Raw genomic sequence first — 22547 nt, 5'->3', positions numbered from 1 at the left:
GGATAATGCGCCGCCTGAGGCGGCGCATTGACGGGCTATTTCACGCCGAGATAGCCATCGAGATAGGCGGCGGAAAGCTCGCGGCCAAACAGCTGCGCGTCTTTATCCTCCATCGATGAGGTCCACTTATCGTCAGACTTACGGTCAAAAGAGTGCTCGGTCTTCGTCCCCTGGCTGGCCTGCTGCTTAATCTGCTCGGCCCTGCTTCTGGCGTCGCTTTCACTCATTCCCGCCGCGCGATCCTCTTTGCCGAGCTGATAGATTTTACTGAACGTCGGCAGATTTAAGCGGTAATTATCCTGGACATTGACGGCAAAATTACCGCCGACAAAATCGGAGCGATGGGAGACAAAATAGTAGGCGTGGCGCTCGGGGGAAGGCTTTGAGGCGCTGCAGCCGGAAAGAACGGCCGCCGTGCAGGCGATGGCGATAATCGTTGATTTTAATTTCATTGTAACATCATCCCTAACTATGAGTGGTTTAACTATTTGAAACTTAATAATTATTAATTAATCGGAGGCGTAAATAACGCTCTGTTTTTATCTTCTTTTGGACCTATTTTGCATAAAAAAAAGACAGCGTAAACGGCAGAAGAGAATAGCCCTGATAATTGATAGTTTTTCGCCGCAGCCGCAGCGGCGAACGATTTTACGGCCCGGGCGGGCCATCGTGCCGCTCCCGACGATGCTGGATGCCTGCGGCACGCTCATTTATGATAGCCTGCGTCATATTACGCTTATCGCAGGAAGTGCAGCCCCTATGTCAATTCAGAAAATTGCTCGTCTGGCGGGCGTCTCGGTGGCGACGGTATCGCGCGTGCTCAATAACAGCGAGACCGTTAAAGAGAAAAATCGCGAGCGCGTGCTGCAGGCAATTGCGGAAAGCAACTATCAGCCTAATCTGCTGGCCCGCCAGCTGCGCACCGCCCGCAGCTATATGATCCTGGTGATGGTCTCAAATATCGCCAATCCCTTTTGCGCCGAGGTGGTGAAGGGGATAGAAGAAGAGGCCGAAAAGCACGGTTATCGTATTTTACTCTGCCATTCCGGCTCCGATTTGGCGCGCTCGACCTCCGGATTACGGCTGCTCTCCGGGAAAATGGTTGATGGCGTCATTACGATGAACGCGCTCGCCAGCCTGCCGGAGCTGACCACGCTTATCGGCGACGCGCCGTGGGTGCAGTGCGCCGAATACGCCGATGCCGGCAATATCTCCTGCGTGGGGATTAACGATCTTGATGCGGCCCAGGGGGCGGTGCTGCGTCTGGCGGAGAGCGGTCGTCAGCGTATCGCCCTGATTAACCACGATCTGAGCTATCGCTACGCCCGCCTGCGCGAGCGCGGCTATAAAAGCGTGCTGCACGTGCGGGATCTCAGCTATCAGCAGGTGGCCTATGCCAGCGAACTCAGCGCGGCGGCCGGCAAAGCGGCGATGGAAACCCTGCTGGCGGCGAAAGAGCGGCCTGATGCGGTTTTCGCGGTGGCGGATTCACTGGCCGCCGGCGCGCTGCGGGCTATTGCCCAGGCCGGGCTGCGGGTTCCGGAAGATATTGCGGTGATCGGCTTTGACGGCACCGAGCTGGCGGAGATGGTCTCGCCGCAGCTGACCACCGTTGAGCAGCCCTCGCGCGATATTGGCCGCACGGCGGTGACCCTGCTGCTGAAGAAAATCGATAACCCGACGGCGGAAGCCGAGCGGGTGATGATGGACTGGCGCGTGATTATCCGCGCCAGTGCCTGAGGTCAGGAGCCGATGCTCCCGGCCAGCGAGCGAATGTCGTTGCCGGTAGGCGACTGGTGAATGCGCAGGCCAAACTCGTCGACCACGGCGAAGATGTGGTCGAAGATATCGGCCTGAATGCTCTCATATTCCGCCCAGACCACGGTGTTGGTGAAGCAGTAGATCTCAATCGGCAGGCCGTTGGCATCCGGGGCCAGCTGGCGCACCATCATCGTCATATCTTTACGCAGCCGCGGATGGTTGCGTAAGTACTCCTGCAAATAGGCGCGGAAGGTGCCGATATTGGTCATCTTGCGCAGGTTCAGCACCGAGAGATCGGCGGCATTTTGCTGATTCCACAGGCTGATCTCCTCATGCCGCGAGTTCATATAGGGTTTCAGCAGCTTTGCCTGAATTAACCGCTGCTGCTCCTGCTCATCGAGAAAATGGATGCTGGTGGTGTCAATATTCAGGCTGCGCTTAATTCGGCGGCCGCCGGAGGCTGACATTCCGCTCCAGTTTTTAAAGGAGTCAGAAACCAGCGACCAGGTCGGCACGGTGGTGATGGTATTATCCCAGTTGCGGACTTTTACCGTCGTCAGGCCAATATCGATAACCGCGCCGTCGGCGCCGTATTTCGGCATTTCCAGCCAGTCGCCGAGCTTGAGCATGTCGTTGGCGGAGAGCTGGATGCCGGCGACCAGGCCGAGAATAGGGTCCTTAAATACCAGCATCAGGACCGCGGCCATTGCGCCAAGGCCGCTAATCAGAATAGCCGGCGACTGACCAATCAGCAGTGAAATCACCAGAATCCCGATGATAATGGCGCTGACCAGCTTAATGCCCTGGAATATGCCCTTCAGCGGCAGCTGCGACGCGGTGGCGAATTTTTGCGAGAGATTGAATACCACGTCCAGCAGCGAAAAGAAGGACAGCAGGGCATATATCATCACCCACAGCTGAGCGCAGGTGGTTAATATGTCGGCGGCTTCGCTGCCTTTTTGCAGCCACAGAACCGCCTGCACGTTGACGATAATCCCCTGGAGGGTAAAGGCCAGCCGGTGAAACAGCTTGTTCTGGGTAATGATTTGCAGCCACAGGTGGCTGCTGGCCTGCGCGCGCTTTTCGAAGGTCCGTAGCACTACCTTATGCAATATAAGATGGACAATGATTGCGGTCAGAAAAATAATGCCGAAGATAATAATGAGCGAGGTCGTAGGGGTAATTTTGATGCCTGCTGCGGCGATTTGCGATATTAATTCCTGCATAACGTCTCCTTTACATCCAGCGGTTATGATGACCGCTGGATGTCTATTATGCAAATCTCCGGTTACGCGCCGATGAACTATGAGGCGGCGACCAGCGGGCGGATATTAAGATGGTGACGCAGGCGCAGCGCGATGGCGCCGAGTAGCAGCATCATCACGACCTCAACCGCCAGAAAGTCGATCAGCGCCAGCGCGTAGTCGCCGCCGCTGCGCCGGGCGAGGGCTAAAAAGAGCGAACCCAGCAGCGCCGGGCCCAACCCCAGCGAGGCCTGCTGAAGCGTGCTGAGGATCGCGCTGCCGGCCCCCGCGTCGCTGGCGCTAATATCGCGCATCCCGATACGGTAAAAGCTGTTCACGATCAGCGCCTGGCCATAGCCGACCAGCACGGTGGAAGGGACCAGCGCCAGCGCCGAGGTGCGGGTGCCGAAATGATAAAAGGTCGCCATCAGCAGCAGCAGGCCGATAATCTGCACCGTCAGGCCGATCAGCAAAATTCGCCCCATGCTGTAGCGGGCAATCAGCTTTGGCGCGTACAGCGCGGAGACGAAATAGGCCACCCCAAGGGCGATAAAGCTGTTGCCCGACTGCCACGGCGCCATGCCCATTCCGGCCTGCATGGTCAGCGCCATGCAGAACATAAAGCCGGACCAGGCGCTGAAAAACAGCAGGGCGGTTGCCATGCCGAAGCGGATGCTGGTGAGCCTGAGCAGGCGAGGAGGCAGCAGCGGCTGCTCGCCGCGACGCTGTTTGCGCAGCGCGCTTACGCGCATCCATGCCAGCAGCGGCAGCACCGCCGCCAGCATCAGCTGCAGCGTCCACGGCCAGTGCAGCTCCGGCCCCAGCGCCATCGGGAACAGCAGGCAGCAGAGGATCAGCGCCAGGCTGAAGGTGCCCTGCCAGTCGATTCTGGAGCGCCCTTCGCGGCGCGTTTCCGGTACGTAGCGGCGGCTGAAAGCCAGCACCAGCAGGCAGATTGGCACGTTGATAAAGAACGCGTTGCGCCAGCCCAGCCCGGCAATATCCGCCGACACCAGCCAGCCGCCGCCCATCTGACCGACGATAAACGCAATCCCGCCGATGCCGCCATAGAGGCTGATGGCGCGCGCGTGGGCGGTGCCCTTGAGGGTGACGTGCAGGGTGGCGAGGATCTGCGGGACGATCAGCGCCGCCCCGGCGCCCTGCAGCGTACGGGCCGCCAGCAGCGCGCCGATGGAGTTGGCCATCCCGCAGAGCAGCGAAGCGACACCGAATAGCGTCACGCCCCACATAAACAGGCGCCGGCGACCGTAGTTATCGCCAAGCTTGCTGCCCATCGCCAGGCACACGGCAAAAGCGACGCCGTAGAGCGCGACGATCAGCTCCAGCTGGGTGGCGCTGGCGTCCAGCGAGCGGGTGATTGAATCCAGCGCGACGTTGGTAATTGAGGTATCGATCAGCGGCAGCATCTGACCGGTCAACAGCAGAAATAAACCGGCGCGGCCGGGTGAAACAGCAGACGAATTCATTGGATCTCTCCATTGCGTCATTCAGCGGATGGACGTAGCATCAACGATAAATTAAACGGGTACCAGTTCCTGCTTATACTGGTATTGGCACTACCATGCTGGAGGTCATATGACCGTAATGCCGCAACGCGCGCCGCTGCCGGTCGCGCCCGATGACAGCCGTAAGCAGCTGGGCGCCTTTCTGCGCGCCCGCCGTGAGAGCCTCGATCCGCAGCGTCTCGGCCTGCCGCGCGTCGGGCGGCGGCGAACGCCCGGCCTGCGCCGCGAAGAGGTGGCGATGCTCGCCGACGTCGGCGTCACCTGGTACACCTGGCTGGAGCAGGGGCGGGACGTTAATCCCTCTGAATCGGTGCTGGCCGCGGTGGCGAATGCGCTGCAGTGCAGCCCGCTGGAGACCCGGCATCTGTTTGTGCTGGCGGGAGTGACGCCGCCGGAAGCCGCCCAGGTTACGGTTTGCGAAGGGATCAGCCCCGGCACCCGGCGGATGCTCGATAGCCTGATGCCGCAGCCGGCCAGTATCCAGAAACCGAACTTTGATATCGTGGCGTGGAACGAGAGCTTTTGCCGGCTGATGGGCCTCGATTTCGCCACCCTCCCCGAGGAAGACCGCAACTGCATCTATCTCTATCTGACCAACGAAACCTGGCGCAGCCGGATCGAAAACCGCGACGTGCTGGCGACGTTTGTCTCCTATTTCCGCGCGGCGATGGCCGAGCATCGGGGCGATCCGCTATGGGAAAATAAGCTGGCGCGATTTTTCGCCGCCTCGGCGGAGTTTGAGGCGCTCTGGCACCAGCGCTACGAGGTCCGCGGCGTGGAAAATCAGGTGAAAAACTTCAACCATCCGCAGCTGGGGCGCTTCAGCCTGCAGCAGATGTACTGGTACTCGGCGCCGCGCAACGGCTCGCGGCTGCTGGTCTATCTGCCGATGGATGAGGCCGGCGAGCGGGCGCTGGCGTGGCTGGATAACCAGTAGGGCCGGCGGATTTCAGACGCCTGAAGTCGGCGTCGGGGGCGTGAAGCCGGCCCGGGCGAGGGCGCAAGAGCGCCGCCCCCGGGCTTTCTGCGGGGCGAGATTAAATCTCGGTAATGGTGGTCGCCTGCGGCAGGCGTGATTTTGGCAGCGCGGCGTTGAAGTCTTCGACGCTATGATGGCCAACCGGCACCACCACCAGGCTGGTATAGCCCTGCGCTTTGAGGTCAAACTCAGCATCAAGGATCGCGAAATCGACGCCTTCAATCGGCACCGCATCGAGGCCCATTGCGGCCACGCCGAGCAGGAAATTACCGACGTTCAGATAGACCTGTTTGGCCATCCAGTGGTTAGCGTCTTTAAAATCTTTGCGGTGCATATCGGCAAAGAAGGTGCGGCCTTTGTGATTACCCGCTTTCGCTTCCGGCGTCGCGAAACGGCCGTCGGCCTCCTCCTGATCGACCACGCGTTCCAGCCAGGCATCGTCCAGCTCGGTTTTTGCGCAGAAAACAACCACGTGAGAAGCATCGAGAATTTTACGTTCGTTGAACACGTAGGTGCCGCTGGCCGCTTTAGCTACCCGCGCTTTGCCTTCATCGGTGCTGGCAACGATAAAGTGCCACGGCTGGGAGTTGGTGCTCGACGGGCTGAACTGCAGCAGCGTTTTCAGGTTTTCCGCCTGTTCTGCCGTCAGTTTTTTGCTGGCGTCAAATGCTTTGGTGGAGTAGCGCTTTAGGGCGACAGAAACGATATCCATAACTCTTCCTCAGGTTTAATCTCAAGATAATTTGAGTTTACAGCCCCTTACGGAGCGTTCGGTGAAGGAAGAGTACAGCGATGCCGGGGAAATGATAAGAGACAAAAATGCGATAACACTTATCGCGCTGCGCTGAAAATCATTCAGGGCGCAGCCGCTGCTGGACTTTTTTCGGCAGTTTGTTCACCACCTGGTTCCACGAGTCGTCAATCAGCTCCGCCAGCAGATCTTCGCTGATGTCGGCGCCGGGAACTACGGTAATCCAGTGCTTCTTGTTCATGTGGTAGCCCGGCTCAATGCTGCGATAAATCTCCTGATTAAGCAGCGATTTTTGCGGCTCGGCCTTCAGATTCACCAGCGCCCGGCCGCGAATGTGCGTGGTCAGCATAAAAATGCGTCCGCCCACTTTAAACACGTCGTACTCCGGGCCGAACGGCCAGCAGTGCTCGGTAAACGGGTAGGCCAGCGCCATTCGGTGGGCGCTGGCGTGCAGTGATGCAGGTGTCATCAGGCGGCATCCTCATGCAGCGCCTGCCACATGGCTTCAAACCCGAGCGCGATCAGCTCCCGGGCGCGGTGCGGGTCGTGGCTGGCAAATTCGATAGTCGTTTCCGCCAGCGACAGAAACAGCGCATCGCAGAAGGCGCGATAGGCGTCGCTCTGAAAGATAGCCTTTATCGACAGCTGGCACATCTCGTTGAGTTCGGGGAACATCTCTTTAACGCGAGTGCGGGTTTCGTCGGTGATCCTTTCGCTAAGCGCCATCCGGCGGATGGCCTTGTGCTCCATCGGGCTGCGAATACCCCAGTCGATATAGCTGTTCCAGATATTGCGCGCGTTCTCTTTTGGACGCTTCTCGTTCGGCGTCAGCCCGGCCACCATCGAGGCAACCAAACCCGATTTGATAGAGAGGTACAGTTCGTTGAGCAGATCGTCCTTGGTGGCGAAATAGCGGAACAGCGTCCCCTCGGCAACCCCCGCGCTGCGGGCTATGGCCGACGTTGAGGCGGCAATACCTGACTGGGCGAAGGCGGCGGTTGCGGCCTCCAGTAACGCCTGCTTTTTATCTTCACTCTTAGGACGAGCCACTGCGCTTTACCTCGCACGTAATTAAACCCGGATCTAAGCATGCCTGGTCATGGCACTGCAACGGTGTATGTCAAAAATTGAAAATCGTCTTGACGACTTTCGTCTTCTTCCTAATAATGAGTGCTTACTCACTCATAATCAAGTCTTATAGTAGCAAAACCTTTGGGACAGAGGGTTGAGCCTGGTCCGAATATGAACCGTGTCATTGTCAGCGTGGTCGCCATCATGTTATTAGCCTCAGCAACAGCTTTACCGTTTGTGTTAAATGCCGGGTTTGGTAAGGCGCCACAGGGCGCACAGCTTAGCCTCGTTGAACAATCGCCGCACTATCATGACGGCCAGTTTCATAACCAGCTGTCCACGCCGAGCTTTACCGGACAGAAAAATATGCTGGCCGCGATGTGGGATTTTCTGGTGACTAAACGCGAAAACGCCAGGCCACAGCAGCCGCTGCCGCTGGTCAATACCGATCTTGCCAGCCTTCCGGCAGGGCAGGACGCGATGGTGTGGCTCGGCCACTCCTCCTGGTTTTTGCAACTGGCGGGCAAACGTATCCTGATTGACCCGGTCTTCAGCAACTATGCCGCGCCGTTTTCGTTTATCAACAAAGCCTTCCCGGGTGACTACCCGTGGCGCGCCGAGCAGATGCCGGAAATCGATCTGCTGATTATCTCGCACGACCACTACGACCATCTCGATTACGCAACCATCAAAGCGCTGATGCCGAAAATTAAGCGCGTGGTTACGCCGCTTGGCGTCGGCTCACACCTGCGCTACTGGGGAATGGACGGGGCGATTATCAGCGAGGCGGACTGGAACGAGTCGGTGAAGATCAGCGATGAGTTCACCGTGCACGTGCTGCCGGCCCGCCACTTCTCCGGGCGCGGCCTCAAGCGCAACCAGACGCTGTGGGCCAGCTTTATGCTGGTGACGCCGCAGCAGAAAATTTACTACAGCGGCGATAGCGGCTATGGCCCGCATTTCAAGGCCATCGGCGAGCGGTTTGGCGCGGTGGATCTGGCGATTATGGAAAACGGCCAGTACGACCAGGACTGGAAATATATTCATATGATGCCGGATGAGACGGCGCAGGCTGCCGACGATCTCGGCGCTCGCGCGGTATTGCCGGGACATGCCGGGCGTTTCGTGCTGGCAAAGCACAGCTGGGACGACCCCTATAAACGGCTGGCTGCGGCCAGTGAAAAACGCGCATGGCGTTTGCTGACGCCAATGCTGGGCGAGCCGGTTTGGGTCGCTGATAAGACACAATCATTTAATGCCTGGTGGCAGTAATCGCCAGTATGGTTCAAGAGGAGAGAGGACTTATGACTATTTCCGCTCAGGTGATTGAGACTATCGTCGGGTGGATTGATGACAATTTGCATCAGCCGCTGCGTATTGATGATATTGCTCGCCACTCCGGTTACTCAAAATGGCATCTGCAACGACTGTTTTTACAATATAAAGGGGAGAGTCTGGGGCGCTATATTCGTGAACGTAAGCTGCGGCTGGCGGCGCGCGATCTGCGCGATACCGACCAGCGGGTTTACGATATCTGCCTGAAATACGGCTTTGATTCGCAGCAGACGTTTACCCGCATCTTTACCCGGACGTTTAACCAGCCGCCGGGCGCCTACCGTAAAGAAAACCACCATCGCGCCCATTGAGACGCATCCGCCGGGGGAGACCGGCGGATGCTTTTCTTACCAGGCGTAGTTCACCGTCGCCGTTACCGTTCTGCCAATACCGTAGAAACACGCGCTATCGCTGGCGCATGATGCGACGTATTTGGTATCGGCGATATTATTCACGTTGAACTGCACCTTCGCCCCCTGCAGGCGCGGGCTAAGCTCGCCTAACTCATAGCTCACCATCGCGTCATACAGATCCACCGACGGCACCTTGAAGGTGTTTTTGGCGTCACCGTAGCTGGTGCCGATATAGCGCATGCCTACCCCGGCGGTCAGGCTTTTCAGCGCGCCGCTCGGCAGTGTGTAGCTGGTGAAGGCCGACGCCATATGAGTCGGGATACGCGCCGGCGTTTTCCCTTCGGTTCCCGCCACGGTGGTGCTGACGGTTTCGGCGTCCGTCCAGGTGTAGGACGCAATCAGGTTCAGGTTGTCGAATACCGTGGCGTGCGCCTCGGCCTCAATCCCTTTCGAACGCACTTTGCCGCTGTTTTCAAACCATCCCGCCGCGCTGTTGTAGGTGGCGACGTTGCTCTGCGTCAGGTCGTACATCGCCAGGGTCATCAGCGCATTCTGGTTTGGCTGATACTTCAGGCCCACCTCCAGCTGCTTGCCTACGCTAGGGTCGAACGGACCGACTCCCGGCGCCCGGTTGGTTTGCAGGTTAGGTTCAAAGGAGGTGCTGTAGCTGATATACGGAGAGAGGCCGAAATCAAAGGCGTACAGCAGGCCGGTGCGCCAGGTGAACTTGCTGTCGTTTTTCTGGCTGCGGCTGGCGTCGGTAAAATCGGTCGTCCGCACCTCCGCCCAGTCATAGCGGCCGGAAAGCAGCAGCTCCCAGTTCTCCCAGCTCAGCTGATCCTGCAGATAGACGCCCAGCTGGTCGAGATTCTGCTGCTCATCGCTGGCGGTGCTGAAGGTACTTTCGTCGACGTTAACGCCGTACGCCGGATGGCGCCAGTCGAGATCGTACTGCGATCCGCCGGCGCGGCCGAGGTACTGTTTATCCTTGCTGGTCTTATAGTCCAGCCCGCCGATGGCGGTATGCGTCAGCTGGCCGCTGGTAAACTGCGCCTCAAGCTGGTTATCAATGCCGAACTCATCGGTCTGCCGCTCCTCGCGCTGGGCGCGGCGCGACAGTACCGAACTGTTGGCGTCGCTGGTGGTGTACACCAGATAGCGATACTTCTGCTTGATGGTGGCGTAGCGCGCGTTCTGGCGCAGCGTGAAGGTGTCGTTAAGCTGATGCTCAAACTCATAGCCGATCATCGTTTGCTCGCGCCACGACTGATTATAGTTAGGGTCGCTGACGTTAAAATCGCGCGGAATATAGCTGCCGTCGACGCTGCTGACGGTGCCGTAGCGCGGCAGGAAGTTACGGTAGCCGGCATCGGGATCTTTTTGATAGCTGGTGAGCAGCGTGAAGCGGGTGGCCTGGTTTGGATACCAGGTCAGCGCCGGCGCAATCGCCATCCGCGTCTCTTTGTAGTCGTCGATCTGGTTATTCTGGCTGCGGCCGATACCGTTCAGGCGATACAGCAGGCTGCCGTCATCGTTCAGCGGGCCGCCAAAATCGAAGGCCCCTTCGGCCAGATTGTTATTGCCGGTGCGGAACTGCACTTCGTGAACCGGCTGGCTGGTAGGGCGTTTGCTGGTCATGCTGATAAGCCCGCCGGGATTGACCTGACCAAACAGCACCGAGGCCGGGCCGCGCACCAGCTCCACGCGCTCCAGCAGCCACGGGTCGAAGGTGCCGGTTTGCGATGAGGCGGTGGCGCCGTAGCTCAGGCCATCGAGATATTTTGGCACGTAGCTGAAGCCGCGAACGAAGACTTCGTCATTGCGGTTGGAGGACCCGCGATACTCGGTAAAGACGCCGGCGCTGTAGCGCAGCGCCTGGGATACCGAGGTAACGTCGAGGGCCTTCATCTGATCGCGGGTGACCACCGAGACCGACTGCGGCGTTTTGATAAGCTCGGCGGCGGTTTTGGTGGCCGATAGCGTTTTTGTCGCCACGATGCCCCTGAGCGGCGCGGTAGGATCTTCGCCGCTGCCCGCGGTGACCACCAGCGTCTCCTCCGCCGCCCGTACCTGCCCCGCGCATGAAGCCAGCGCCAGACCCGTGACCCAGATTTTTGTTATATTATTATTTTTAAACATATTTTCTGCTATATCCTTGGTTTTAATTGCCATAGAAATCCGTTTTTCCGCTAAGGGAAAATCTAACGGTCATCACTAACCTCCTGGATGTTATTGCAAATCATTCCCATTTGCATTAGCGTTGTTAACAAATTCTTACAGGGATAATCGGGCAATGAAGATGGCATGGAGTGGTCTGCTGGTGGGGATGAGCGCGCTACCGGCGGCGGCAATGAACTGCGAGTCTCCCTCGCTGCAGGGAGAGTTGCAGGGAAAATTCGATGCCAGCGGTGAGGTCTGTTTTGACCTGCCGACGTTGGGTGAAAACTACGTCACCGCGACCCTTTCTGGGGTGACGGATGCCCGTCTGCTCGATGAGCACAGCCGCCGTCTGCGCACGCTGCTGGCGGGCGGGCCGGCGGACGGCGAACAGACGCTGCTGTTCTCTCTGCCGGTCAACCGCCCTTCGGCGCTGGTGCTGCACGGCGAAGAGGGCACCCGCTGGCGCTTTCAGTGGCGGATGAAGGAGACGACCGCGCTGGCAAAAAACCAGCCTCTGGACCCCGTTAGCCCGCGTCTGCAGCTGCTGATGCGGGAGCTGGCGGCGGGAGGCTCAACGGCGGGCTTCTGGCAGGAGCGCGAGCAGGAGGGGACGCCGATGGTTGAGGCGCTGGACGCGAGCCATAAGCGCGTCACCTTCCTGTGGCGCGGGGCGAGCCGCAACGTGTTTATTCTGGGATCGCCGGCGGGCGATCACGATCCGCTGTTTCGTCTCGGCAGCTCCGACGTCTGGTTCCGCAGCTACGTCGTTCCGGCGGATACGCTGATGCAGTACAAGCTGGCGCCGGACGTGCCGGTGATTGACGGCAGCGCGCGCGACCAGCGGCGGGCGATTCTGGTCAGTGCCCAGGCCGATCCGCTGAATCCGCAAAGCGTCAACGCCGCCAGCGATCGCTGGAACCGCTATTCGCTGCTGGCCCTCAATCCGGCGCGTTTCTGCACCCCGCAGCGGATGGCGCAGCCGCTGCGCTACGGCACCTTGACCCGCCATCAGCTGTACAGCGACTTTTTGCAAAATAGTCGGGAGGTATCGATCTATCGCCCGCGCCTGCCGCAGCCGGCGCGCTGGACGCTGATGCTGTTTGATGGCAAAACCTACCAGGATGAATACCACTTCGCCAACGTCCTCGATAGCCTGATCGCCAGCCACGCGCTGCCGCCGGTTAACGTGGTGTTTATCGATAGCCTCGATCACCCGCGGCGGGCAAAAGAGCTGCCGCCCAACCCCTTCTTCGCCGACTTTATGGCCCATGAACTGCTGCCCTGGCTGCGCCAGCAGGGGCTGAGCCTGACGCGGCAAAAAACCGTGGTCGCCGGTTCGAGCTACGGCGGCCTGGCCGCTTCATGGGTGGCGCTGCGCTATCCGCGCCAGTTCGCCAACGTGCTCAGCCTGTCGGGTTCGTACTGGTGGGCGCCGAAGGGGGAGGAGGCGAGCTGGCTGACGCGGCAGTATCAGCAGTCGCCGCGCTATCCGGTGCGCTTCTGGCTGCAGGCGGGTAAGTTTGAGAGCTCGGGGCCGGACGGCGGGATTTATGCCAATACGCTGGAGTTTGAGCAGGTGCTGCGCGACAAAGGCTATCGCGTCAGCTTCCACCCCTCCTCCAGCGGCCACGATTATGCCGCATGGTGCGAGGCGCTGGTGGCGGGGATGCGCGATTTTACCGGACTAACGCTCAAGGGAAAACCAGCGGCGCCAGATCCAGCGCAGCACCACGTATTCAATCGCGCCAAGCGCTAAAAACCACAGGCAAAACAGCAGGGTGTAGAGCTGGTTGAGATCGAGCAGGTGAAAGGTCGCAACCAGCTTCTGCGCCAGCGTTAGCCCAAGGGAGGGGGCCGGCAGCAGCAGGCAGGAGAGCAGAGCCAGCAGCAGGATACCGGCGGCAGAGATCAGCGTTTCAAGCGGATGTTTCATTACTTGTTAATCGTCAGTTAAAAAACATATTGTCGGGCAAAATATTCTTTAACGCAATATTCTTTCGCCGGCTATTATTTTCTCCTCTCTGTATTATATCTGATACTTCAATTTTAATTTTTCTGTTAATTTAAATGGAGACTTTTGTGATTAAGTTAATAACACTTTAATGTAAATTAAAGTCATTATTAGATCGTCGCTTTTACAAAACTATAGGTGCTGTAGCCCACCAGAGTGGCGATAATGATAGCCAGCAGGATGTACAGCACCAGGCGGCGTCCGCGGTAGATTCCAAACATAATAGGCCTCGTTTAATATAGGTTTATTAATCTTCTGTAATAGTTGCTTAGAGAAATAACTTATCACATATTTTGATTTTTGCGAGAGATTAAAAGTTGCCCTTGGGTAATCTCTTGCACCCCGTGAAATTATAATCGTTCATTGGCCAGAAATGATTTCAGGCTTTCCGAATCACGGAGTTTATAAGGAAAATTTAATTTGACCAGAATGATAAATCCCCGCAACGCGCCCCTTTCGGGAGAGGCCGCATCCCGTCAGGCTTATCAGCAGACCGTGGCTGATGTTCTGGCGCAGAAAGAGAGCCGTGCCGACGGCCTGACTTCCGCCCAGGCCGCAGAGCGCCTGGAAACCTATGGCCCTAACGCGCTGCCGGAAAAGAAAGGCAAGCCGGGCTGGCTGCGCTTTCTCGCGCATTTTAACGACGTCCTGATCTTTGTCCTGCTGGCCGCCGCCGCGCTCACCGCGGTGATGGGCCACTGGGTGGATACGCTGGTTATTCTTGGCGTCACCGTTATCAACGCCCTGATTGGCCACGTGCAGGAGAGCAACGCCGAAAAATCCCTGCAGGGCATTCGCAATATGCTCTCCAGCGATGCGCGGGTGCAGCGCAACGGCAGGCACGAAACCGTGGCGACCCGCGAGCTGGTGCCGGGCGATATCGTTATTCTGCGCGCCGGCGACCGCGTCCCGGCGGATATGCGCCTGATTGAAACCCACAGCCTGCGGGTGGAGGAGGCGATCCTGACCGGCGAATCGACGGTCGTGGATAAGACCACCGACGCGCTGCAGGGCGAGCTGCCGCTGGGCGATCGCACCAATATGCTGTTCTCCGGCACCACCATCAGCGCCGGCGCCGGCGTTGGCGTGGTGACCGCCACCGGCCAGGAGACCGAGCTCGGCCATATCAACCAGATGATGGCGGGGATTGAGAAGCACCGCACGCCGCTGCTGGTGCAGATGGACAAGCTCGGAAAAGCGATTTTCGTCATCATCCTGGCGATGATGGCCGCGCTGTTCATCTTTAGCCTGGCGCTGCGCGACATCCCGATTGGCGAACTGCTGCTGTCGCTGATTAGCCTGGCGGTGGCCGCGGTACCGGAAGGTTTACCGGCCATCATCTCGATTATTTTATCGCTGGGCGTACAGGCGATGGCGCGGCAGCGGGCGATTATCCGCAAGCTGCCGACCGTCGAAACCCTCGGGGCGATGACCGTGGTGTGCTCGGATAAAACCGGCACCCTGACGATGAACGAAATGACCGTCAAAGCGATCGTTACCGCCGACTGCTGCTACCGCGTCGAAGGTGACAGCTACGAGCCGCAGGGCGATATCTGCCTCGAAGGCAGCGACGAGCCGGTGCAGATTAAGCCGGGCAGCGTGCTGGAAAGCTGGCTGCGGACCATCGACCTGTGTAACGACAGCCAGATCATCAAGGACGAGCGCGGGCTGTGGGGCATTACCGGCGGGCCAACCGAAGGCGCGCTGAAGGTGCTGGCGGCGAAAGCGCAGCTGGCGCCGGTTGACACGCGTCTGATTGCCAAAATTCCGTTCGACTCGCAGTACAAATATATGGCCACCCTGCAGCAGATTGGCGATGAGGCGCGGGAGCTGATTACCGGCGCGCCGGACGTTATTTTCGCCATGTGCCGCCAGCAGATGAGCAAGCAGGGCGCGGTACCGTTCGAGCTGCAGTACTGGGAAGATGAGATGGCGCGCTTCGCCCGTCAGGGCCTGCGTATGGTTGCCGCCGCCAGCAAGCCGGCGGCCGCCGGCAGCGCGACGCTGACCCACGATGATCTGCGCGAAGGCCTGGTGTTCCTCGGCATCGCCGGGATGATGGACCCGCCGCGTCCGGAAGCCATCGACGCCATTCACGCCTGCCAGAATGCGGGGATCCGCGTGAAGATGATCACCGGCGATCACCCGCAGACGGCGATGAGCATCGGCCAGATGCTGGGGATCACCAACAGCAGCCAGGCGATGACCGGCTACCGGCTGGAGCACATGGATGATGCCGAGCTGACAAAAGTCGCCGCAGAGTACGATATTTTCGCCCGCACCAGCCCGGAGCATAAGCTGCGCCTGGTGAAGGCTCTCCAGGATAACGGCGAAGTGGTCGGGATGACCGGCGACGGCGTTAACGACGCGCCGGCGCTGCGTCAGGCCGACGTCGGTATTGCGATGGGGATTAAAGGGACGGAAGTCACCAAAGAAGCCGCCGATATGGTGTTGACCGACGACAACTTTGCCACCATCGCCAGCTCGGTAAAAGAGGGGCGCCGGGTCTACGACAACCTGAAGAAAACCATCCTGTTTATCATGCCCACCAACCTGGCGCAGGGGCTGCTGATTATCATCGCCCTGCTGGCGGGGAACATTATTCCGCTGACGCCGGTGCTGATCCTGTGGATGAACATGGCGACCTCCGCCACGCTCTCCTTCGGCCTCGCCTTTGAAGCCGCCGAGCGCAACGCCATGAACCGTCCGCCGCGTAAAACCGGCCAGCACGTGATGGATGCCTTCGCCGTCTGGCGGGTGGCGTTCGTCGGCACGATGATCGCCGTCGCCGCCTTTATCCTTGAGGCCTGGCTGGCGCCGCGCGGCCACAGCCCGGAGTTTATCCGTACCGTGCTGCTGCAGATGCTGGTGACCGCCCAGTGGGTGTATATGATTAACTGCCGCAGCAGCGACAGCTTCTCGCTGAACATGGGCCTGCTGCGTAATAAAGGCATCTGGCTGGTGAGCGGCGTGCTGCTGCTGATGCAGCTGGTCATCATCTACGTCCCGGTGATGCAGACGATGTTTGGCACCGAAGGGCTGCCGCTGCGCTACTGGTTTATCACCCTCGTCATCGGCATGGTGATGTTCCTGGTGGTGGAGGTTGAGAAACGCCTGACCCGCCGTTGGCGTAAAACCGCCTGAACCTTCGCGTCCCTCCCCGTCCGGGAGGGACGCGATAACGTCAGCAAGGAATTCCCCTCATGAAAAAAATACTCCGCTGCGCCTTACTGGCCTGCGGCCTGGCCGGCTGCACCCTCAGCGCCGCCGCCGCGCCGGCGATCCCGGTCCGCGTGGCGACCGTCGAACGCACCGCCCATGTCGATGAACGTCAGCTTCCCGGACGCGTCGAGGCGATTCACGCGGTCGAGATCCGCGCCCGTACCGAAGGCGCGATCGTCCAGCGCCATTTTGCGGACGGACAGTACGTCAAACAAGGCGATCGCCTGTTTACCCTCGATGACGCCCAGCCCCGCGCCGCGCTGGCGCTGGCGCAGGCCGAGCTGAAAAGCGCGCAGGCTTCGCTGCGCCAGGCCGAACAGCTGCTTAGCCGCTATCAGCGCCTGAAAAACAACCACTCGATTAGCCGCAACGATGTCGATAACGCGCAGATGCAGCGCGATGTCGCCGCCGCCGCCGTGGAGCAGGCGCGGGCGCGCGTTGCCGCCGGACAGATTACGCTCGGCTACACCCGCATTGATTCGCCGGTGACCGGGCGCGTGGGCCACAGCCTCTTTCACGTCGGCAGCCTGGTGAATCCGGCCAGCGGCATGCTGGTGGATATCGTGCAGCTTGATCCGATCCGCGTCTCTTTCGCCTTAGATGAAAGCGCTTTTTATAGCAAGGCGGGGCAGCACGACGATATTGGCGCGCTGAAGCAGGCGTGGCAGGCGCAGATCGCCCCGGGCGGCGAGCGCGAAGAGGGCGTGCTGACCTCGGTTGATAACCGCATCGACAGCCGCACCGCCAGCGTCGTGATGCGCGCCGAATTTGCCAATCCGCAGCATCGCCTGCTGCCGGGCGGCAGCGTGACGGTGATTTTGCGCCCGCGCCAGCAGCAGGAAAGCCTGACGATCCCGCTGGCGGCCGTGCAGCAGGACGTGGAGGGCTTTTACTGCTGGGTGCTGACGGCAAATGACACCGTCGCGCTGCGTCGGGTGACGCTGGGCGCGCAGCAGGGGCAGCGCTACGCGGTAGCGCAGGGGCTGGATGTCGGCGAGCGCGTGGTGACGGAAGGCGTACAGCGCCTGCGTGACGGTGCGGCCGTGCGGCTACTGAAATAAGGAAGGAGAAGGGATGCTGACGTTTTTTATCCGTCGCCCGCGCTTTGCGATGGTGATTGCGCTGCTGATAACCTTTATCGGCGCGGTGTCGCTGAAGCTGATTCCGGTTGAGCAATATCCACAAATTACGCCGCCGGTGATCAGCGTCAGCGCCAGCTGGCCGGGCGCCAGCGCGGGAGATGTGGCCGAGGCGATCGCCGCGCCGCTGGAAACCCAGCTCAACGGCGTTGACCATATGCTGTACATGGAGTCCACCAGCTCCGATGAGGGGACCTACAGCCTGAGCCTGACCTTTGCGGCCGGCACCGACGCCGATCTGGCGGCGATCGATGTGCAAAACCGCGTCTCGCAGGCGGTGGCGCAGCTGCCCGCCGAGGTGCAGCAGAACGGGGTGCAGGTGCGCAAGCGGGCGACCAATCTGCTGATGGGGATCAGCCTCTATTCGCCGACGGAAACGCTCTCGCCGCTGTTTGTCAGCAACTATGCCAGTACCCAGGTGCGCGAGGCGCTGGCCCGGCTGCCGGGCGTCGGCGAAGTGCAGATGTTCGGCGCCCGCGACTACAGCATGCGCGTCTGGCTGCGTCCGGATCGCATGAATGCGCTGAACGTCACCAGCGAAGATATTGCCCAGGCGCTGCGGGAGCAGAACGTGCAGGGCGCCGCCGGGCAGGTGGGAACGCCGCCGGTGTTTAACGGCCAGCAGCAAACGCTGACCATCAACGGTATCGGGCGTCTGAGCGATGCGGCAAGCTTCGGTCAGATAGCGATCCGCAGCGGCGAGCAGGGGCAGCTGGTGCGCCTTTCCGAGGTGGCGACTATTGAGCTCGGCGCGCGCAGCTACAGCTCCGGCGCGCAGCTCAACGGTCGCGACTCGGCCTATCTCGGGGTTTATCCCACGCCGACCGCCAACGCGCTGCAGGTTGCCAGCGCGGTGCGCGCCGAGCTCACGCGGCTACACGCGCGCTTCCCGCCGGATCTCACCTGGGAGGTGAAGTTCGATACCACGCGCTTTGTGTCGGCGACCATCAAAGAGATTGGCGTTTCGCTGGTGCTCACCCTGCTGGCGGTAGTCGCGGTGGTTTCGCTGTTCCTGCAAAGCTGGCGGGCGACGCTGATTGTCGCCCTGGCGATCCCGGTATCGCTGATCGGCACCTTCGCGGTGCTCTATCTGCTGGGCTACAGCGCCAATACCCTCAGCCTGTTTGCCGTTATCCTCGCCCTGACGATGGTGGTGGACGACGCCATCGTGGTGGTGGAGAGCGTCGAAAGCCAGATGGCGGAAGGCGCGGGCCGCCTGGAGGCGACCGCCCTGGCGCTGCGTCAAATCGCCGGGCCGGTTATCGCCACCACCCTGGTGCTGCTGGCGGTGTTTGTGCCGGTGGCGCTGCTGCCGGGCATTGTCGGCGAGCTCTATCGCCAGTTTGCGGTCACCCTCTCCACGGCGGTCACGCTGTCGAGCATCGTGGCGCTGACGCTGACGCCGGCCCTGTGCGCGCTGCTGCTGCGCCCGCGTCCGGCGCAGCCCGCGGCCGTCTGGCGGTTGTTCAATCGCGGCCTCGATCGCCTGCGCGACGGCTACGGGGCGATCGTCGCTCGCATGAACCGCCGTCCGTGGCTGGCGCTGACGGCGGTCGCGCTGGCCGCCGGGGTGGTGGCGTTCAGCTTCAGCACCATGCCGAAGGGCTTTCTGCCCGAGGAAGATCAGGGCTACTTTTTCGCCAGCGTTCAGCTGCCGGAGGCGGCTTCGCTGGAGCGCACCGAAGCAGTGATGGCCCAGGCGCGCGAGCTGCTGCTGGTCAATCCGGCGGTGGAGGATGTGATTCAGGTGTCGGGCTTCAATATTTTGAACGGCACCAGCGCCTCAAACGGCGGGTTTATCTCGGTGATGTTGAAAGATTGGCACCTGCGGCCGCCGCTGGAGCAGGTGATGAGCAAGCTGCAGGGGCAGCTGCTGGCTCTGCCGGAGGCGACGATTATGGCCTTTGCGCCGCCGACGCTGCCGGGGTTGGGCAACGCCTCGGGCTTTAACCTGCGCATTCTGGCCCAGGCCGGACAATCGTCGGCGGAGCTGGAGCGCGTGGCGCTGCAGGTGCTGCAAATTGCCAATCAGCATCCGCAGCTGAACCGGGTCTTTACCACCTGGAGCAGCAACGTGCCGCAGCTGACGCTGAGCGTCGATCGCGATCGCGCCGCCCGGCTGGATGTCCCGGTTTCGCGGATCTTCAGCAGCCTGCAAACGGCATTTGGCGGCACCCGCGCCGGGGACTTTAGCATCAATAATCGGGTCTACCACGTGGTGATACAAAACGAGATGCAGTGGCGCGAGCGGGCGGAGCAGATAAGCGAGCTCTACGTGCGCAGCAACCACGGCGATCGGGTGCGCCTGAGCAATCTGGTCACCGTCACCCCGGCGGTGGGGGCGCCGTTTATCCAGCAGTACAATCAGTCCCCGTCGGTATCGATAAGCGGCTCGGCGGGAGAGGGCGTCAGCAGCCGCGCGGCGATGGCCGCGATGGCGGAGATTCTGCAGGCCAATTTGCCGCAAGGTTACGACTACGCCTGGAGCGGGATCTCGTGGCAGGAGCAGCAGACCGGTAATCAGGCTATCTGGATCGTGCTGGCGGCGGTGGCGATGGCGTGGCTGTTCCTCGTCGCGCAGTATGAAAGCTGGACGCTGCCGGCGAGCGTGATGCTGTCGGTGCTGTTCGCCATCGGCGGGGCGCTGCTGTGGCTGTGGATCGCCGGCTACGCCAACGACGTGTACGTGCAGATTGGCCTGGTGCTGCTCATCGCCCTTGCGGCGAAGAACGCGATCCTGATCGTCGAGTTCGCCCGGGCGAAGCGCGAAGAGGGGATGTCGATAGCCGACGCCGCCCGGGAAGGGGCTATCCGCCGCTTTCGCGCGGTGCTGATGACCGCGGTCTCTTTTATTATCGGGATCATGCCGATGATGTTCGCCACCGGCGCCGGGGCGCAGAGTCGGCGGATTATCGGCACCACCGTGTTCAGCGGCATGCTGGTGGCGACGCTGATTGGCATTCTGTTTATTCCCTCGCTGTTCGTGCTCTTTCAGCGCCTGCGCGAGTGGGGACACCGCCGGATGTAGGTCCGGCGCTACCGGGCTTCCACCGTAATCATGCTGACGAACGGATGGTACTGCCAGGGTACGCCGCCGCCCCGCTGGTACATTTTCGAAATGGTGCCGTCGAGGTAGAGCATCTGCCGGACGTTGAGCTTTGACTGCGCGTAGCAGGCGAAATCGTAGAAATTGGTTTCCCGCTCGCTGAGCATGAATATTACCTGTCCCTCGCGGGTGAGGCCGACGCCGTTGCGCAGCTTGCGCGAGGCGGCCGACGGCTTCAGCCGCCAGTTTATCCTGCCGTTTTCGATCAGCATCGGGCCGGACTGCACGGCGTAATCGATGGCCGGCGACGGCCGGTATTTATCGATGCTGACAATCCCCGCCTGCTGGCCTTTAACAAAAAAGACCCCGCCGGGACGAATGAAAAAGTTGCCGCCGCCGGAGGCGCGGTTGAGCGCGGTCAGCCGTTTGCCCTTTTCGATATACAGCCCCAGCGGGGCATAGGCTTTATCGTAAATCCCGCCGTTCATCGCCATCCGCACGCGGCCGTCGCGATTGATATCCGCCAGCAGCGATCGCAGGGAGCCCCAGGCGCTACCGTCGCCGTTTTTCCAGTACATCGCGATCCGCTCCTGCTGCGGATTGACGGCGTAGCTTTGCAGCGTCAGCGACGGGTCGGTGAGGGTGCATTTTCCGGCGGCAAAGGCCGAAAACGGTAACAGCATCAGCGCGACGAGTCGCGGAGAGAGGCGCGGGAGCATGGGCATTCCTTGAAGCGGCTAAGGCGGGCAGTATACCTTTTTGCCGGCGCTACGCCGCCCAGATCTCGCAGTGCTTTTGCACCAGGCCGATCAGAGAGCCGCCGTTGGCGACAAATTCGCGCATGCGCCGGGCTTCGCTGCGATCCTGCTGCGCCTGGCGGACGATGGCGTCGAGGGCGCTGGTGGCATTGAGCCGGTGGGCGAAGGGGACCAGGCGATCCGCCAGGCGTAAAATCTCCTCCCGGACGGTGCGCCGCTCGCCGGAGCGGACGTCGGTGACGATCCCCGCGAGGCCGTAGCGGCAGGCCTGGTAGCGGTTGAAGGGATAGAGCAGATAGTCCTCGGGCTGCGGGGTAAAGGGCCTTTCCGTCAGCAGCCAGCAGGCAAGGATCTGAATATAGCCGGCAATATTTACCGCCTGCGCAACGGTCAGCGGGGTATCCATCACCCGCACCTCAACGGTGCCGAAGCGCGGACTGGGACGAATATCCCAGTGCAGATCCTTCATGCTGTCGATCATGCTGGTATAGCTGAGGCGCCGGAACAGCCCGTTAAACGCCTGCCAGCCGGTGACCCACGGCATCGGACCGTTGTCAGGGTAGGCGGAAAAGAGGTTCAGGCGGGCGGTGGCGAATCCGCTGTCGGCTCCGTCGAGCCAGGGAGATGCCGCGTTAAGCGCAATAAAATGCGGCACGTAGCGCGACAATCCGTGGACAAGATAAATCGCATCGTCGCCGTTTTGGCAGCCGACGTGGACGTGCTGGCCGAACACCGTTGACTGCTGCGCGAGGTAGCCAAAGTGCTCGACGGTCTTCAGGTAGCGCGGGTTGCTGCTGATCTGCTGGCGCTGCCAGGCCTGAAACGGATGAGTGCCGCCGCCGCATATTTGCAAATGCTGCTGCGCGCCGGCGCGCAGTATCTCCTGCTGAATAGTGGTCAGCTGCGCCATCGCCTGGTGAATGTCGTGGCAAATCCCCGTCGCCACCTCAAGCATGCTCTCGGTGATATCGTGCTTAACCTCCCCGGCAGGAATGGCGTCCTCCACGGCCGCAATCAGCGCCGAGGAGTCCTGGCTCAGATCGTATCCCGGCGGGTTGACCACCTGCAGCTCCAGCTCGATACCGAGCGTAAAAGGGTCCGAAACGTGAAAATCAGGTAATGACATGGCGATTCCTTGCGTACGGATATGCCAAAAGTATAGGTAAAATTTTTCCGGCTTAGAGCCTGTCC

18 protein-coding genes are annotated in these 22547 nt (G+C 60.5%); 8 read left to right on the top strand and 10 right to left on the bottom strand.

The features are described 5' to 3' along the window. Positions 1-35: 35 nt before the first annotated feature. A complete protein-coding gene (locus QFI97_RS21145) occupies positions 36-452 on the bottom strand; it encodes an Exc2 family lipoprotein (protein ID WP_346431924.1) in 417 nt (138 codons plus the stop codon). A gap of 307 nt (positions 453-759) precedes the next feature. Between QFI97_RS21145 and QFI97_RS21140 the strand changes: the two genes are divergently transcribed. Continuing rightward, a complete protein-coding gene (locus QFI97_RS21140; RefSeq protein ID WP_095094787.1) occupies positions 760-1740 on the top strand; it encodes a LacI family DNA-binding transcriptional regulator in 981 nt (326 codons plus the stop codon). A 2-nt stretch (positions 1741-1742) separates the two neighbouring features. Here the strand turns inward: QFI97_RS21140 and QFI97_RS21135 are convergent, their stop codons facing one another. Together QFI97_RS21135 and QFI97_RS21130 are read right to left on the bottom strand one after the other, a co-directional pair. Continuing rightward, positions 1743-2987 carry a mechanosensitive ion channel family protein gene (locus tag QFI97_RS21135; RefSeq protein ID WP_095094789.1) on the bottom strand — a complete coding sequence of 415 codons (1245 nt, stop codon included), beginning with the start codon at positions 2985-2987 and terminating at the stop codon, positions 1743-1745. A 77-nt stretch (positions 2988-3064) separates the two neighbouring features. Continuing rightward, the gene (locus QFI97_RS21130) at positions 3065-4492 is read right to left on the bottom strand and encodes an MFS transporter (RefSeq protein ID WP_095094791.1); all 1428 of its coding nucleotides are present in this window, start codon (positions 4490-4492) and stop codon (positions 3065-3067) included. Between the two features lie 109 nt (positions 4493-4601). Between QFI97_RS21130 and QFI97_RS21125 the strand changes: the two genes are divergently transcribed. After that, positions 4602-5468 (top strand): helix-turn-helix transcriptional regulator, encoded by an 867-nt coding sequence (locus QFI97_RS21125; protein ID WP_095094794.1) that lies wholly within the window; start codon positions 4602-4604, stop codon positions 5466-5468. A 100-nt stretch (positions 5469-5568) separates the two neighbouring features. Here QFI97_RS21125 and nfsB read toward each other — a convergent pair whose 3' ends face one another. From nfsB to QFI97_RS21110, 3 genes are all read right to left on the bottom strand, one after another. Then, the gene (gene nfsB / locus QFI97_RS21120; RefSeq protein ID WP_095094796.1) at positions 5569-6222 is read right to left on the bottom strand and encodes an oxygen-insensitive NAD(P)H nitroreductase; all 654 of its coding nucleotides are present in this window, start codon (positions 6220-6222) and stop codon (positions 5569-5571) included. A 139-nt stretch (positions 6223-6361) separates the two neighbouring features. Further along, a complete protein-coding gene (locus QFI97_RS21115) occupies positions 6362-6730 on the bottom strand; it encodes an MmcQ/YjbR family DNA-binding protein (protein ID WP_095094798.1) in 369 nt (122 codons plus the stop codon). Further along, a complete protein-coding gene (locus QFI97_RS21110; protein ID WP_095094800.1) occupies positions 6730-7311 on the bottom strand; it encodes a TetR/AcrR family transcriptional regulator in 582 nt (193 codons plus the stop codon). Before QFI97_RS21110 ends, QFI97_RS21115 begins: the two co-directional genes overlap by 1 nt. A gap of 192 nt (positions 7312-7503) precedes the next feature. Between QFI97_RS21110 and QFI97_RS21105 the strand changes: the two genes are divergently transcribed. Together QFI97_RS21105 and QFI97_RS21100 are read left to right on the top strand one after the other, a co-directional pair. Further along, positions 7504-8604, top strand: a complete 1101-nt coding sequence (locus tag QFI97_RS21105; RefSeq protein WP_095094802.1) for an MBL fold metallo-hydrolase — start codon at positions 7504-7506, stop codon at positions 8602-8604. A gap of 32 nt (positions 8605-8636) precedes the next feature. Beyond that, the gene (locus QFI97_RS21100; protein WP_041144482.1) at positions 8637-8978 is read left to right on the top strand and encodes a RamA family antibiotic efflux transcriptional regulator; all 342 of its coding nucleotides are present in this window, start codon (positions 8637-8639) and stop codon (positions 8976-8978) included. 36 nt (positions 8979-9014) lie between these two features. Here the strand turns inward: QFI97_RS21100 and QFI97_RS21095 are convergent, their stop codons facing one another. Then, entirely contained in the window at positions 9015-11159 is a 2145-nt protein-coding gene (locus QFI97_RS21095) for a TonB-dependent siderophore receptor (RefSeq protein WP_331850604.1), read from the bottom strand. Positions 11160-11313: 154 nt separating this feature from the next. On the opposite strand from QFI97_RS21095, the gene QFI97_RS21090 reads away from it, so the two are divergent. Further along, entirely contained in the window at positions 11314-12936 is a 1623-nt protein-coding gene (locus QFI97_RS21090) for an alpha/beta hydrolase-fold protein (RefSeq protein ID WP_331850603.1), read from the top strand. Here QFI97_RS21090 and QFI97_RS21085 read toward each other — a convergent pair. After that, positions 12865-13113 carry a DUF1158 domain-containing protein gene (locus QFI97_RS21085; protein ID WP_095094806.1) on the bottom strand — a complete coding sequence of 83 codons (249 nt, stop codon included), beginning with the start codon at positions 13111-13113 and terminating at the stop codon, positions 12865-12867. The two genes, QFI97_RS21090 and QFI97_RS21085, sit on opposite strands and share 72 nt — an antisense overlap. Positions 13114-13611: 498 nt before the next feature. Here QFI97_RS21085 and QFI97_RS21080 point away from each other — a divergent pair, with 498 nt between their 5' ends. Genes QFI97_RS21080 through QFI97_RS21070 form a run of 3 tightly spaced genes read left to right on the top strand, consistent with a single transcriptional unit; the run spans position 13612 to position 20580 of the window. Next, positions 13612-16335, top strand: coding sequence for a cation-transporting P-type ATPase (locus QFI97_RS21080; RefSeq protein WP_346431922.1), 2724 nt, complete (start codon positions 13612-13614; stop codon positions 16333-16335). Positions 16336-16394: 59 nt separating this feature from the next. Next, positions 16395-17474, top strand: a complete 1080-nt coding sequence (locus tag QFI97_RS21075; RefSeq protein WP_331850601.1) for an efflux RND transporter periplasmic adaptor subunit — start codon at positions 16395-16397, stop codon at positions 17472-17474. Between the two features lie 13 nt (positions 17475-17487). After that, a complete protein-coding gene (locus QFI97_RS21070; RefSeq protein WP_346431921.1) occupies positions 17488-20580 on the top strand; it encodes an efflux RND transporter permease subunit in 3093 nt (1030 codons plus the stop codon). A gap of 8 nt (positions 20581-20588) precedes the next feature. On the opposite strand, the gene QFI97_RS21065 is transcribed toward QFI97_RS21070, so the two are convergent. Together QFI97_RS21065 and QFI97_RS21060 are read right to left on the bottom strand one after the other, a co-directional pair. Then, positions 20589-21317 (bottom strand): phosphodiester glycosidase family protein, encoded by a 729-nt coding sequence (locus tag QFI97_RS21065; protein WP_095094814.1) that lies wholly within the window; start codon positions 21315-21317, stop codon positions 20589-20591. Positions 21318-21366: 49 nt separating this feature from the next. Continuing rightward, entirely contained in the window at positions 21367-22482 is a 1116-nt protein-coding gene (locus tag QFI97_RS21060) for a YbdK family carboxylate-amine ligase (protein WP_346431920.1), read from the bottom strand. Positions 22483-22547 lie beyond the last annotated feature (65 nt).

Source organism: Klebsiella scottii (assembly GCF_036561945.1).
Lineage (GTDB): Bacteria > Pseudomonadota > Gammaproteobacteria > Enterobacterales > Enterobacteriaceae > Klebsiella > Klebsiella scottii.
This window is presented reverse-complemented; position numbering and strand designations above follow the sequence as displayed.

Bases quoted from the DNA above. Each gene is read 5' to 3' on its own strand.
- QFI97_RS21075 (WP_331850601.1), top strand. From the start codon at position 16,395: ATGAAAAAAATACTCCGCTGCGCCTTACTGGCCTGCGGCCTGGCCGGC.
- QFI97_RS21100 (WP_041144482.1), top strand. From the start codon at position 8,637: ATGACTATTTCCGCTCAGGTGATTGAGACTATCGTCGGGTGGATTGAT.
- QFI97_RS21105 (WP_095094802.1), top strand. From the start codon at position 7,504: ATGAACCGTGTCATTGTCAGCGTGGTCGCCATCATGTTATTAGCCTCA.
- QFI97_RS21070 (WP_346431921.1), top strand. From the start codon at position 17,488: ATGCTGACGTTTTTTATCCGTCGCCCGCGCTTTGCGATGGTGATTGCG.
- QFI97_RS21085 (WP_095094806.1), bottom strand. From the start codon at position 13,113: ATGAAACATCCGCTTGAAACGCTGATCTCTGCCGCCGGTATCCTGCTG.
- QFI97_RS21115 (WP_095094798.1), bottom strand. From the start codon at position 6,730: ATGACACCTGCATCACTGCACGCCAGCGCCCACCGAATGGCGCTGGCC.
- QFI97_RS21090 (WP_331850603.1), top strand. From the start codon at position 11,314: ATGAAGATGGCATGGAGTGGTCTGCTGGTGGGGATGAGCGCGCTACCG.
- QFI97_RS21065 (WP_095094814.1), bottom strand. From the start codon at position 21,317: ATGCTCCCGCGCCTCTCTCCGCGACTCGTCGCGCTGATGCTGTTACCG.
- QFI97_RS21125 (WP_095094794.1), top strand. From the start codon at position 4,602: ATGACCGTAATGCCGCAACGCGCGCCGCTGCCGGTCGCGCCCGATGAC.
- QFI97_RS21130 (WP_095094791.1), bottom strand. From the start codon at position 4,492: ATGAATTCGTCTGCTGTTTCACCCGGCCGCGCCGGTTTATTTCTGCTG.
- nfsB (WP_095094796.1), bottom strand. From the start codon at position 6,222: ATGGATATCGTTTCTGTCGCCCTAAAGCGCTACTCCACCAAAGCATTT.
- QFI97_RS21140 (WP_095094787.1), top strand. From the start codon at position 760: ATGTCAATTCAGAAAATTGCTCGTCTGGCGGGCGTCTCGGTGGCGACG.
- QFI97_RS21095 (WP_331850604.1), bottom strand. From the start codon at position 11,159: ATGTTTAAAAATAATAATATAACAAAAATCTGGGTCACGGGTCTGGCG.
- QFI97_RS21135 (WP_095094789.1), bottom strand. From the start codon at position 2,987: ATGCAGGAATTAATATCGCAAATCGCCGCAGCAGGCATCAAAATTACC.
- QFI97_RS21060 (WP_346431920.1), bottom strand. From the start codon at position 22,482: ATGTCATTACCTGATTTTCACGTTTCGGACCCTTTTACGCTCGGTATC.
- QFI97_RS21145 (WP_346431924.1), bottom strand. From the start codon at position 452: ATGAAATTAAAATCAACGATTATCGCCATCGCCTGCACGGCGGCCGTT.